Below are 13,066 nucleotides of genomic sequence, written 5' to 3'. Positions count from 1 at the left end.
GGTCTTGCCATTTCGGTTTCAACGGGTAACGAGGCTGATGTGGAATTAAGCGAGGTATTCGAAGCGCTTGTCGAGAACCCAGATGTCCGCTCGATTGCCCTTTTGCTGGAAACAGTCCGCAACGGCCCACGCTTCATCGCAGCCGCGAGGGCAGCGCGGGCGGCGGGCAAGCCCGTCGTTGCCTGCAAGATAGGAAGAACCGAGGCCGGCCATGACATTATGCGAACCCACACGGGCGCTCTCGCCGGGCCTATCCGCACCTTTGAGGCAGCGTTCGAATCGCTTGGCATCACTTCGGTGAGAAGTCCTGCTGAGCTCCTCGACGTTGCTGAGGTGATGGCGAGCGCACCACTGCCCCCGGGAGATGGGGTGGGAGTCATTACCCATTCGGGCGGGGCGGCGATCTTGATGGCCGACAGGGCCGAGGAGTTGGGAATTACGCTTCCCGATCCCTCGCCAGAGATGAAGAAAAAACTAGAGCCTTTCTTGCAAATGGGGGCATCGGGCAATCCGGTGGACTTAGGGGGAATCGTTACCCAGCCAGAGCGCTACGGCGAGGTGATCAGGTTATTTCTCAATGACCCGGCCTATGATCTCGTCATCCCCGTATCGACACCCCATCCATCGGCACACTCGGAGGGGCGGGGGCATGAGTTAATAAAAATCGCCGGGGAAACGGAAAAACCCCTGCCGAACCTTTGGCTCGCCGGCAAGCTTGGCCAGGAGGGTGCGGATATCCTGAGAGCAGCGCACATGCCCATCGCCGAGAGCGCCGAGAGTCTGATGCTGGCAGTCCGCGGCATGATTCGATTGGGAAGGATGAAACGCGCTGATAAAAAAAGGATTAAGACAGAAAAAGCTGACGAGAAAATTCTCGAAAAACTTAGAAATGATAAGGCCACTCTCTCAGAGGCCGCTAGCAAGGAGCGCCTTGTTGCACTCAATATCCCGGTCGTCGGCAGCACCCTTGTTAATAATCTCGATGACGCGACCTGCGCCGCAGGCGAAATGGGCTATCCGGTTGTTCTCAAAATCAACTCGCCCGATTTGCCGCACAAAAGCGAGGCGGGTGGCGTGAGGCTTAATATCGGCGATGAGCAAGGGCTTGGCCGCGAGTGGAAAGAAATGATGGCTGACGTTGCGGCCCATTCGCCCTCGGCACGAATCGAGGGCGCGCTGGTTGAGGAGTTTGCGCCGGGCCTTGAGATGATTCTCGGCACCGTGTGCGATGAGACGTTTGGCCCGATGGTTCTTGTGGGCACGGGCGGAGTGCTCGCCGAGGCGCTTGACGATGTGGCCCTCGCACTGGCCCCGGTGTCCGAGGAGGAGGCGGGGTGCATGATCGCCTCGCTACGCGGAAGGCGGCTTCTTCAGGGCTTTCGGGGCGCTCCTCGGGCAGACGAGGGTGAGCTCGCCTCGCTCATCGCGCAGCTTTCGCACATTGCCGTTGCCTATGAGGCCGGGATCGCCAGCATCGACCTGAACCCGGTGGTCTACTCTAGGGGAAGATGGCGGGCGGCGGATGCCCTGGTCGTGGCCCGTTAGGCTGCCACATGCCGCTCATATAATAACATGTTTATATTCAATAACTTACAAGAGAAAAGCGGGACCCCTTATGAGGGGCCAAGCCCCTTGAGCCGCACATTGATCGATATATCCCCCTTGGAGGAGGAGTCCCCGTTGAGAGCACAATCCCACGAAGGCACCTTGCACCGGGCACAACCTCTAGCTGAAAGGAAACCCCAATGAGCGATGAAGTCCTCGCCGAAGTCCCCCTTCTCAAAGAGGCCCTGGCCGGCGATGCCGAGCGCATCCGCACCGAGATCGCCTCTCTGAGCGAGGAGCAAATGACCTTCAGCCAACAAGAGCCCGTCTGGGCGCGCTGGTCGGTCGATGCGCAGCTTCGCCACATCGCCCTGCTGTGCTGCCGCTGGGTCAACCGTGTTCGCGAGCCGCTTGAGGAAAAAGGCCATACCTTTCCCGATGTGAACATGGACGCCGTCATGGGTGGCAACGGGCGACACATGCCCGCCGATGTCTGCCCGGACACCCCCTCCCTCGTCACCATCATCGAGGCACACCTAAACATTTGCCTCGAAGTCCTCGAGCGCGAGAGCCCCGAAACCCTCAGAGGCATCGCAGGCGAGCGCGCCGTTGACTCCGAGGCCAGCTACACAGACTCTGCCGAGCGCTTCATCGACTTCGCCCGCCTGGCCGCGCGCACTCACCCCTACGGCTGGAGCGAAGTGGCCGATCATCCGGGCCGCTTCCGCGTCGAACTCATCGCCCTCATCCGTCAAATACATTGGGAAATTCTTGCCCATCTCCGAAATGTCCAGCGCATCAAGCGCCTCCTCGGCCTCCCCCCGGCGCAAGAGTTACCGCGAGAGGGTTATCTGCAGATTAATAAATTCTGGGAGTAAATACGCGGGTTAACTATCCGGTCGGTATCCCGGAGGCAGATTCAATATCGCTGGAAGGCAATTCAGGGATGAGCAATCTTTCAGACGAAAGCAGGTTTTTCATAATCTGTAGTCAGATCGGCCTTGTTGCATAATTCCAATTACAAGCGGATCCGTGCCCTCTTGGCTCACGCGCTACCGGAATACATAGTCATTTTTGTAATGGACCTATCGTACCGGCACAGCAATTATTTTGGAATTCTGCAACAATGCCTATTAATGCTAGAAATTGAAGGCGAAATCCTCCAGACCGCACCAGAGGTGATTCCATGAGATTTGATAGAAAAGAACTCGGTGTCGCTGTTATCGGAGCCGGCCGCATCGGGACGCACCGATCACGCCTGGCCGTTCAGCATCCGGCGGTTCGATTCCTGGCGATTTCCGATCTGGAGCCAGAGCGCGCCGAAGCGCTCGGGAACCGTGTGGGGGCGCAGGTCACATCGGGCAGCAACGAGGAGGTAATCGCCCACCCCGACGTCAACGCCGTGATTGTCTCCACGTCCGAGTTTGCGCATGTGGAGCCCATTTTGCAGGCCCTCGAGCTTGGCAAGCCTGTCCTGGTCGAAAAGCCCATTGCCATGTCGCTCGAGGATGCGGACAGGGTGCTTTCCGCCATGGAAAAAAATAAGGGTGATCTGCGAGTGGGATACATCATGCGCTACAAGCGGCAGTATTTCCTGGGCAAGGAGCAGATTGACGAAGGCCGGCTGGGCAGGTTGGTCGGCGCGACGGGGCGTGTTTTCAACTCGCGGGCGCAGGCGCTCGAAATACTTAAGCGCTCAGCCGATGCCACGCCGGTTCTCGATGTTCTGACCTACTACGTCGATATGATGTGCTGGTTCATGAAGGGAAACCGGCCGGTGGAGGTCATCTGCCGGGGGCATGGGATTGTTTTCAAGGAGGCGGGATATCCCAAGGCGGATGACGTCAGCTGGGCCATCATCACGTTCGAGGACGGGGCGGTGGTGAGTCTGGGTATCTGTTATTCCCTTCCGGCCAAATATCCCACGGCGGGGCAGAGTGTTCGTCTTGAAATAATCGGCACCGATGGTGTTTTGATGTTTGATGAGGACCATAAAGAGAACATTCTTTATACCGAGAAAGGTTATCCGCATGCCTATGTGCCGGGTCACTCCCTGCCGATGGTGTTCCTGGGCAGCACTTCATCGGGAGACTGGGCGCTGGACAACATGTATGGCCCTATCGGTGACGAGACCCGCGGGTGGCTCGATTATCTCTCGACAGGGCGGCCCTGCCACCTTGCCACGGCGGCGGAGGCGCGCCAGACACTGGAAGTAACGATTGCGATGGAAAAGTCAGCGCACACCGGAGAGGTGGTAAAGCTCCCCCTCGGTGAGGGGTATTAACCAATATCTCCCACTCGGTCCCTTGGATGCTTCGGTGCTTTGCAACAATTTGGTCCCTCATAAAACGAAAGCTTTGGCGAGTTTGATTGACCGGGTCTCGTCTTGGAAAGATGTGTGTGCACAGAGAATTACTAAATCGCCATGCACAGGTACTTCACTAAGAGGTCAAGCCAACAATTGAGCCTCGGTGGTCCAAAAATATCCCCAAATTCTACTGGTGAAAATTTTCGAAAGAACAGCCTGATTTTCTTCGCGGAAAGCCCTATTAGGGTCCATATTATCTTACATAAGGCTTGGTCCCACCGGGCTGAGACCCCAGAGAATATATCGAGGATGAAACGATGTTTCTCTTTGAAGATTGTCCAAATAAAGTGATTTCCGAAATGGGCGAATTCACCTGTTTCGATACGGTTCTTGTGGAATGTATCCGCCGCCACCCTAGCACCATCCAGGATTTCTGCCGCAAGAATTTCCAGGAGTGCCCCTACTACCACATCGATGGGCCCCGGGCCCGGTTTGGCGGGAAGCGGAGATTTCCGAGTTCCAAGATAACAAGGTTGGTGGTTTGATAACCGGCCCTCTGGCCTATGCATGGCGAATTACTAATCGTGATATTAAGGGTCGGTCACAGCCAAATTCCCTGATAATTCCGTGTTAAACAGGGAATTTGGCGGAGAAGGGTTCGCAGGAGACTCCTCCCACCGCCATCTAGTCCGTCTCCAAAACGGAGAACCGAGACGATCTCCTTACTATCACGACAATTCAAAGGGTTAGGGGCCTGGTTTGGGCCAATAACCGGACCGAGATGCGGCGAATTTGGCAATTTATAAGCCAACTATCCTGATTTTCTCCAATGCCCTTTTTGCTCGTCCAGTTGTGGGGGCAAAAACGGACATTAAATGCTCACCCTGAAAAAGTCCGCTATTAGCCACAAGCAGACGTTCAGAGGTATTTGGCCCTAGCGTCCGCTTTCGGCCTTCATCAGAAAGGTTGTGAAAATTTCGGCAATTTGCGGTTCCGCATCGCGCCATTCCTTGCGGTCCCAGGTATGGCGCAATTTGTCCTCGGGTAACTTCTCAACCACGTCCTCGTGCAATTCGCTGTTGGGCAGAAGCCCTGCCGCCTTGTGCGCGGTCACCGGCGTATGGACGATGTCATTCCCCGCTATCAGGCAGGCGGGGCTATGAATCGCATTGAGTTGCGCCTCAGTTGCCCCGACGATTGGCAGCGAGGAGGATTGCAGGAACGCCTCGCGCCAGGAGTTCATCACCTTGATAAAGGCATCGACGTCCATCTTCATGAGACGTTCCCGGTTCGAAGGCCGCGCCGAGATGCATTTGGCGAAGTGCTCGGAATTTGCAACAGCTTCCATGCCGGCCGTGCTAGCAAGCTTGATGTACTGGCCATAGTAATTCTCCGACAGCCGATCGACTGCGTGCTGCCCGCCGGTAACCCGCCAGAGCAGCAGGCCTGACAGCGCTTGCGGATGACGGATGGCAAACAGGATGGCGAGCCGGGCGCCAGAGGAAGAGCCGCCGACATAGAGGTTTTCCACGCCGACATGTTTTGCCAAAGCGTGCAGGTCATCGGCCCAGACCTCGTGCTCGGATGCCGAGCCGTCAAAAACCACATCCGACTTGCCACAATTGCGGCGGTCGTGCAGCAGCACGCGATAGCCTTTGGAGGCTATGGCTTTCGACAAATCAACGAGTTCGTCATAGGGACGGCGACTGCCGGGCGTCAACGCAATAACCGGCCCGGTATCGCCGATGACTTCGTAATTGATGTGAATTCCACGGATTTTGGCTTCTGGCATTTTTTATCCATCAAGTTAGTAGAGTCAGGAGATGATTACTCCCCGTCTACGAGCAAAGTCATGCTGGTGGGCGGAGCCGGGATTCCCCATGTGGAACCCATTTCAGCCGGTTGAGAGTAGCTCCAAATCGATTGATTGGAAAGCGGGCTGCGTCTGGCCGCCACGGCCACGGCTATCACCAACGCCCTCATTTCAACGCCCTCCGTATTGGCGGCGACTGAGCAGCGCTCAAGTTCCTGTACATCGATGAGTTCAATTCCATCAATGACGATAGATGCAGACGCCGTCAATCCCAGTTGGCCGGATAAGCCCAGGAGTCAACAAGCCTTAGTCTCAATTGAAAAAATTTATAAAATCTATTCTCATGTACAAAAATCAATCGAAATCTATACTAGCTCACGGTTACCATAAGGGGAGTGTCATTAAGTCACATTTGATGTTAAAAAATATTTATTAAAGAATTCTTGTGGGAAAAGTTGATTGATTCCCATTTTTACTCATTTTGTTTTTTTTGTTCTTATTAAACTCGAATAGATTTAGGTGTCTCATGTGCGCTTATGCTGGTGCTAAAAATCCTATCGGTCTGGCCATTGTTGGTTGCGGCAATGTCGGGCGCATTCGCGGCCAGTTGGCTCGCGATTATCCGGGCGTTGAGTGGATCGGCCTTTGTGATGTCAACGAGAAAACCGGAAAAAAGCTGGCAGAGGATTTAAATGCTGATTTTTTCACGACCGACTACCACGAACTGCTAAGGCGCAGCGAGGTAAATTCCGCCATTTTGGCAACTGATGAAAATGCCCACGCTGGGACGCTCTTCGCCTCCATCGAGCACGGACACAACATATTGATTGAAAAACCCCTTGCGACCAACGCTGTCGAGTCAGCAAAAATAATTGCGGCTGCAGAAAAAGCAGAGGCAGATCTCGTTGTGGGGTACACCCAGCGATTTCGTCGCCGCTGGCTTGTTGCCCGGGACCAGGTGACCTCGGGACAGCTTGGCGACATCACATCCGCAACAACTCGGGCATTCCTGAATCGACTGATTGCCATCGAGAGGTTGGAACCGAATGAAGATCGTTCCATGTTGACTCCAATGGTTGTCTCGGGAACCCATGCCCTCGATTTAATGTTGTGGGTAATGGGGGGGGCGGAACCGAATGAAGTGTATGCCCGTTCAGGAGGGAATGTACTGGCTGGCCTGGGTACGATTGATTCCACCTTCAGTATTTTTTCATTCGACGACGGCAAACTCTGGAACATGTCTTGTTGTTGGGGCCTTCCTGAACAATGGCCTGCCGCGACCTATAGCATGGAAATTGGGCTAATTGGCACAAAGGGTGTCCTGACCATCGATGACACGCACAGCGATATTGTACTGGCGACCGAGGAGCGCCACCAAACGCATCGAAAAGGGAGGGATGATAAACATGTAAGCTTCCTGACCAGCTATCCCCCGGGAGAATTTATCGACGGGCAATTTTGGGGGCCCATGCGCGAGGAGACGAATTCGTGGTTTTCACGTATCTACACGGGGGCAAAAACCCCACATGCTACGGGGATCGAGGGACACCGCGACCTTCTATTGACGATGGCATGTGATCTTTCCGCCAAACGCAAAAAACCCGTCTCCCTACCAATCAGTGAAGAAGAGCTTCAAGATGAATTGCGCATGACCAATAAATAATGCCAGCATAAATCCAAGCCCTTTCCCGCCATGCATTCTTTTCCAGCCCCTCTAAATCCCCCGGCCCTCTGGCATCGAATCGCCGGGGGCGCTTCGGCTGTTCATTGAGAACGGGACACCCGGAATTTTCTTTGGGCCGGGTGAGTTCATTTCGGAGACACATCTGCCAAACGAGCGCGTGCCCACGCAAAACCTCATTGCCGCGGCAGGGATATTCGCAACTGCAGCACGGATCGTCTGTAACCATGAGACTTTCTAGCCCACCTTAGTCGGAGAGCGCAGGCGGGGTTCCCATAACGAAAACTTTCTCGGGGCGAACCTTATAGAGCACCCGAGAGACCCCCGGCTGATGGTTCCGGTAGGTATCGTGGCCAAGATATTTTTTCGCCAGCCCGTCAATGTGAGTGGCAGCCCCTTCTTTGGTAATTTCAACCACCTTGCCTCGAATTCCGATATAGCAGAACGGATTCTCTGGATCGACGATAGAAAAAGCGACAGCAGGACGCACACGCATGACCCGATCCTTGAGGCGGCCCCTGGCTGAGTTAATCCGGATCAAATCGCCCTCGGTATCGAACCAGATGGGCGAGACGTGCGGGGTGCCGTCCTTTAAAATTAGCGCCAGATGAAGAAGTGCCTTGCTTTCAAGAATATGGGCATGACTTTCAGGAATCATTGAATCGGACATCTAGTCCCTCCACAATCGTGTTGCATAAAATCGTATAAATCCAAAAAAGACCATGCCTATAATGCTGGCATCACTTCTTTAGCGAACAATTCCAGCGAGCGCATCACTTCCTTTGAGTTGGGTCCTCGCCAGGGCCCAACGAGCACATCGTTGACACCGTAATCATCGCGCAGACGACGCATCTCCTCGACTACTTTATCGGCACCTCCAACAACGCCGCCGCCGTCGACAATTTTCCTCACGTCGAGTTCATAGCTCCAGTTCCGCTTGAGGTGGCTGTCCTCCTCGCCGGGGAGTTCCACCTTGTTGACGTTGGCGCGGTAGTTCAAATACCAACCCTCGGCCTCGGCCACCTGCTCGTAGCGAGCGGCCACATCCTCGTCCGCCTCGCAGACATGAAGATGATGAAGCAGCGCCCGGGGAAGGTTCGAGGTGTCGCCGCCCCTGGCCACAAAGGCCTCCTCCCAAAGAGCAAATTTTTCCTTGAAGACATCCGGGCCCGTGAATCCGGCCGAGGCCATGACGTTAAAGCCCTTCTCGCCAGCATAGGTATAGGTCTCAAGGCTCGTCCCGGCGACCCAAATGGGGGGACGGGGCTGTTGCAGCGGTGCGGGGTGTAGGACTGCGTCCCTACATCTGTAATGCACACCATCGAAAGTGACGGTTTCGCCGCGAAGCAGGCGATCCACAATTTCGAGGCCCTCTTTAAGCTGCGCGCGACTCTCGGAGGGCTTGGCCTCAAAACCCGAAAATTCCCGGGGCTGGGAGCCCCGTCCAACGCCGAGGTCAAGACGCCCGCCGCTCAACACATCGACCATCGCCGCCTGCTCGGCAAGACGAACCGGGTTGTGAAACGACATGATCGAAATGGCGGTACCCAAACGGATGCGTTTGGTTTTCTGCGCGACGGCGGCGCAGAGAATTAGCGGATCGGGCACCATCCCTACCTGGGAAAAATGATGTTCGGCAAACCATACGCATTTGAAACCAAGTTCATCGGCGGCGACCGATTGCTCGATGGCCTCCTGGTAGACCTGGGCGTCGCTCATGCCCTCGGGCCGGTGCAGAATATAAAAAAGAGAAAAATCCATAAATTAAACCTCAGAACAAAAGTATTTTCCGGCGAAAAGTGCCCTGTATTCACATCCATTGATTCAATCGTCGTATGTCAATAGATTACCACATGTTTGTGAGATATCATCTGAAGGCGTCAACGAACAAACACATTTATTGTGATGCGATAATCGCCGCGTTCTCTTCTTTAAGGATTTTGGATGAATCTACTTCTCGTTTTTGTCGCCGCCTTTATTGGCTCGGGCTTAAAAGCCATCGGTGGCTTCGGCTTCGCCACACTAGCGACGCCGGCCATCGCGCTTTTCTGGGACGTACCCACCGCCATCGCGGTGGTGTCGATACCCACAATGCTGACAAGCGTGCTAAACGGCTGGCGCGCTCGCGAGGCGATCGAGGAGGGCCTGTCGCCATTTCTCCCCTTCGTTCTGGCGAGCCTCGCCGGCCTCGGACTCGGCCTCACCTTGCTCTTCAGCACCGACGCGCGCTTCATGAAACTGTTTTTGGGCGCTTTTTTAATCGGTCAGATATTATGGCAGTGGGCGCACCCTGAAAAAGCCAGGACACCTGAGGACTCCCTCTTCCGGGGCCTCTGGATGGGCGCTCTGTCCGGCGGGATGCTCGGCACTGTCGGGATGCCCTCGCACGTCATGGCGGCCTATCTCACCGGGATGAATCTCTCGAAAACGAGATATCTCTTCGTGATGAGTATTATTCAGATCACCCTGCGCGTGGCGACAATCACCTCGCTCTTCGTGGCGGGCGCCTACACGGGCGAGGCCGTTGTGTTGATGCTAATTGTCAGCGTGCCCGTCTTCGCGGGATTCTTCGTGGGCACACGCCTTTTCAAGCGGCTGCCCGAGCAGACATTTTTCAGAACGGTGAAGGCGATCCTTTTCGTGATGGCCCTCTCGTTGGTCATCGCCAACAGGGAAATTCTCTACACTTTTCTTTAGCGCGAAGGGGCCATCTCGCTGGAGCCGATTATTTTTTCTTCGCTACCTTTTTCTTGGCAACCGTTTTTTTCTTCGCTGCTTTTATGCTCGGGCGAGCCAGTGGTTTCGACTTGAGGGATTTTCCCGAACGCTTCAGGTCATCTGCAATTTTAACGTATTTGGCGGCCACTTTTTTCTTCGCACCTTTGCCCAGATGGGCGCCCACCTTGCTGTCATCGTCAGGGTCGCCCGCAATGCCCCAGGCGGTGTCTTTGGCCACGATAAAAATTACATCCTCATCATCCGTCGCTACCATGCTGTGAAGCGCATTCGCCGGAATATGAATTATCCCGCCCGTCTTCACGGTTTTTCTCTTGCCCTCGATCATCGCCTTCAAGGTACCCTTGTGGACCAAGATGAACTGCTCGTTTGCGTGGCGGTGAGGCCGGCTGCCGGTTCCGGCAGGCTTATCGATGATGCCAAAGAGCATCCGCTCGCCCGTAGCCCACACGCCCTCCGAGGTGCTGTAGGTCTCTCCCGCCAGGGCACGCTTCATTTTCTTAGGGTCATAAAATGGCATGAAATCTACTCCTTCATAAGGGCCTGTTTAAGGACCAAATATTGAATGAAAAAACACATCAAAACGAGAAAAACACCAATTCATCCACCACAATGGGGCTCACACCCCCCTAAGCGAAAATTGTCAAACACGTCATTAGAATGTAGCATTCAGGTTGTTAGCATTCAAGAATAAGGGCGATGCCGCTTTCCGAGGGGAAAGGGCATTGCGGCGTTTATTTTATCTTGCCCGATTTCGATTTTAGATTCGGCTTTCGGTCGCTGGCCCCAAGAATGCGAGTTTCCCTTATTCAAACCGGAGCCCGCACAAACCAAAGCCAGTGGCTCCTTAACGCAGAGAGGATATTTTTCAATGCCCTTTTACCGATTCGACGCGCTCGATGAGAAAAAACTCACCCCCCACCTCTCCTCGGCTCGGGGCCCCATTATTGAAGGCGAGTACATCTACTTCTGCATGGTCTCGAAAGATCCGGGCACAGGCTCGGACCTCCACTACCACCCAAACGAGTTGATGATCTTCCCCGTGCGTGGAAAGATTCATTCCCTCGTCGGCAAGGACAGGCGTATCGTATCGCCCGGCACATTCATCCACATCCCCCCCTATGCACGCCACCAGATGCTCGCCACCGAAGATGGCCAGATGGATTACCTCTACGTGAAAGACGCAACATGGACCGTCGTCGGCATCGCCCAGGACGAGGCCGTCCCCGACGAGGTGCCCACTGTCGATGCGGTCAACAAAATACACGACTCGGGCGTCTACCCCGGCCAGAAAAAAGAGCCCGAAAAATCTGAGGCCATCATCGAAGGTCTCCAGAACTCCTATCACCCAATCATCGACTCGCTCGATGCGCCCCCCTTCTCGACGCTCAACTACAAATGGGTCGAGGGTGAGCGCCTCGCCTTTGGTTTTTTTGATTTGCCCGAGGCTTATGATGAACCGGCTCACGAAAATGCGCACGAGCAATTCATCTACATCATCCGAGGCGAAGTGGACGCACAGGTGGACGATGAGCGCGAGACCGTAACCGCTGGCGGAGTCGTGCATATTCCAAAGGGAGCCAAGCGCTCCATCTCGACAAATAAAGGCCAATTCGCACGCTATGCCACCGTACGCGCCTCAAAAAATTTAGAGAATTTGCTAGCGAAAGGCTAGATCCTTCTTCATATATAAAAAACTACAACTTTTCGGGCGCTTTTTGATTTTGCTTCATCCATAATTCTTGGAGAAATGGCACATGAACGACTTCACGGGAAAGGTGGCCTTGGTAACAGGGGCAAGCCGCCTAATCGGCTCCTCCCTGGCCCGGACCCTAGGCAAGCGGGGTGCAAGCGTTGTAGTTAATTATTTCTCGGGTAAAGAGCGGGCCGAGCGCGTCGCGGAGCAGGTGGAGGCCTCTGGCGGAAGGGCCCTAATCCAGGGCGCTGACATACGGGACCGAGGGGCTGTGCGGGAAATGGTAGATCGAGCGGTCGAAACTTTCGGTGGCATCGACATCCTCATCAACAATGCACGCCATCTTCACCCCAAAAAACCCTTTCTTGAGCTGGATTGGAAGGAAGATATGTGCTCGCAACTCGATGTACACCTCGGCGGCGCCTTCAACTGCTGCCAGGAGGTTATCCCCCACATGAAAAACCGGGGCGGCGGCGCAATCGTCAATTTACTAAGCACGGCATTCCGGCGGGCGAGCCCTCAATTCCACGCCTACGGGCCAGCCAAAGCGGCGCTCCGAAACTTCACGATGAATTTAGCCGCTGAGTTTGGGCCACTCGGAATTCGCGTGAACTCCGTTACGCCCGGCACAACAGGCTCCCAGGAATACCCCAGTCGCAACCGCACAGCAGAGGAGCTCGAGGCGCGGAGGCTGCAGATTCCCCTGCGCCGCATCTCCACCCCGGAAGATGTGGCAGAGGCAGTGGTTTTTCTCTGCTCGAATGCGGCTAGCCACATCACGGGAGCCGATCTTCCGGTGAACGGAGGCGCGGCAATTACGCTGTAGAAAAATCAACGATTTTCAAAAAACCCAATAATGCTATTTCATAAAATTAATTGGTGCCCGGAGCCGGATTCGACCCGGCACGGCCTTCCGGCCAACGGTTTTTTTTAGTCGCCCGGAAGACAATGTGGAGGACTTCGATATCCTCTCTCTATAGGGTATCTCTGCCTCTATCAATAATCTAGCAAAAGCCCCACCTTGGCCCGAGTTGGCTGGGGTGGGGCTGATTTTGCTAGAGGATGTCGTAATTTTGTCGCATCAACTCTTCTGCACTCTGGTCCAAACTGCGGCCCTTGAGAGATATACGATTCTTTCTATCACCTCATGAACAGCTTCCCGTGGCTTTGGAAACCAGCGCACGAAAACTGCCGCCGCTGCGCACCCGGAAGCCCCTCGCAAGCCGGATGCCGCCCGTGGCGCGGCGCATGTGGAAGGTCACCCGGCTGCCTCGCTTTACGGTGACG

Annotated in this window: 13 protein-coding genes; 7 read left to right on the top strand and 6 right to left on the bottom strand. The window is 54.9% G+C overall.

Translation table 11 applies throughout. The annotated features are described in order from the left end of the window. The 3 genes from HOJ95_17775 to HOJ95_17765 all read left to right on the top strand — a co-directional run. Nucleotides 1–1,545, top strand: a 1,545-nt coding sequence (locus HOJ95_17775) for an acetate--CoA ligase family protein (GenBank protein ID MBT6396544.1), incomplete at its 5' end; no start/stop codon positions are given. A gap of 200 nt (nt 1,546–1,745) precedes the next feature. Beyond that, complete coding sequence (locus tag HOJ95_17770; protein ID MBT6396543.1) at nt 1,746–2,423, top strand: hypothetical protein; 678 nt, start codon at nt 1,746–1,748, stop codon at nt 2,421–2,423. 308 nt (nt 2,424–2,731) lie between these two features. Beyond that, nucleotides 2,732–3,829, top strand: a complete 1,098-nt coding sequence (locus HOJ95_17765; GenBank protein ID MBT6396542.1) for a Gfo/Idh/MocA family oxidoreductase — start codon at nt 2,732–2,734, stop codon at nt 3,827–3,829. A gap of 958 nt (nt 3,830–4,787) precedes the next feature. On the opposite strand, the gene HOJ95_17760 is transcribed toward HOJ95_17765, so the two are convergent. Further along, nucleotides 4,788–5,645: an alpha/beta hydrolase gene (locus HOJ95_17760; protein ID MBT6396541.1), complete on the bottom strand. Its 858-nt coding sequence runs from the start codon at nt 5,643–5,645 to the stop codon at nt 4,788–4,790. A 35-nt stretch (nt 5,646–5,680) separates the two neighbouring features. After that, complete coding sequence (locus HOJ95_17755) at nt 5,681–5,935, bottom strand: hypothetical protein (GenBank protein ID MBT6396540.1); 255 nt, start codon at nt 5,933–5,935, stop codon at nt 5,681–5,683. A gap of 257 nt (nt 5,936–6,192) precedes the next feature. Between HOJ95_17755 and HOJ95_17750 the strand changes: the two genes are divergently transcribed. After that, a complete protein-coding gene (locus HOJ95_17750) occupies nt 6,193–7,329 on the top strand; it encodes a Gfo/Idh/MocA family oxidoreductase (protein ID MBT6396539.1) in 1,137 nt (378 codons plus the stop codon). Nucleotides 7,330–7,594: 265 nt separating this feature from the next. Here the strand turns inward: HOJ95_17750 and HOJ95_17745 are convergent, their stop codons facing one another. Together HOJ95_17745 and HOJ95_17740 are read right to left on the bottom strand one after the other, a co-directional pair. Continuing rightward, nucleotides 7,595–8,005 carry a PPOX class F420-dependent oxidoreductase gene (locus HOJ95_17745; protein MBT6396538.1) on the bottom strand — a complete coding sequence of 137 codons (411 nt, stop codon included), beginning with the start codon at nt 8,003–8,005 and terminating at the stop codon, nt 7,595–7,597. Between the two features lie 68 nt (nt 8,006–8,073). Further along, complete coding sequence (locus HOJ95_17740; protein ID MBT6396537.1) at nt 8,074–9,108, bottom strand: LLM class flavin-dependent oxidoreductase; 1,035 nt, start codon at nt 9,106–9,108, stop codon at nt 8,074–8,076. Between the two features lie 183 nt (nt 9,109–9,291). On the opposite strand from HOJ95_17740, the gene HOJ95_17735 reads away from it, so the two are divergent. Continuing rightward, nucleotides 9,292–10,044, top strand: coding sequence for a sulfite exporter TauE/SafE family protein (locus tag HOJ95_17735; protein ID MBT6396536.1), 753 nt, complete (start codon nt 9,292–9,294; stop codon nt 10,042–10,044). Nucleotides 10,045–10,072: 28 nt separating this feature from the next. Here HOJ95_17735 and HOJ95_17730 read toward each other — a convergent pair whose 3' ends face one another. Then, nucleotides 10,073–10,603: a cupin domain-containing protein gene (locus HOJ95_17730; GenBank protein ID MBT6396535.1), complete on the bottom strand. Its 531-nt coding sequence runs from the start codon at nt 10,601–10,603 to the stop codon at nt 10,073–10,075. Between the two features lie 351 nt (nt 10,604–10,954). Here HOJ95_17730 and HOJ95_17725 point away from each other — a divergent pair, with 351 nt between their 5' ends. Continuing rightward, the gene (locus HOJ95_17725; GenBank protein ID MBT6396534.1) at nt 10,955–11,758 is read left to right on the top strand and encodes a cupin domain-containing protein; all 804 of its coding nucleotides are present in this window, start codon (nt 10,955–10,957) and stop codon (nt 11,756–11,758) included. Nucleotides 11,759–11,840: 82 nt separating this feature from the next. Beyond that, nucleotides 11,841–12,605 (top strand): glucose 1-dehydrogenase, encoded by a 765-nt coding sequence (locus tag HOJ95_17720; protein ID MBT6396533.1) that lies wholly within the window; start codon nt 11,841–11,843, stop codon nt 12,603–12,605. 319 nt (nt 12,606–12,924) lie between these two features. Here the strand turns inward: HOJ95_17720 and HOJ95_17715 are convergent. Next, nucleotides 12,925–13,066 (bottom strand): hypothetical protein (locus tag HOJ95_17715; GenBank protein MBT6396532.1); only part of this gene is annotated, 142 nt, incomplete at its 5' end.

This window comes from Nitrospinaceae bacterium (assembly GCA_018669005.1).
Classification (GTDB): Bacteria; UBA8248; UBA8248; order UBA8248; family UBA8248; genus UBA8248.
Note: the sequence above shows the minus strand (reverse complement) of the source record. Positions and strands in the feature narration are given on the sequence as shown.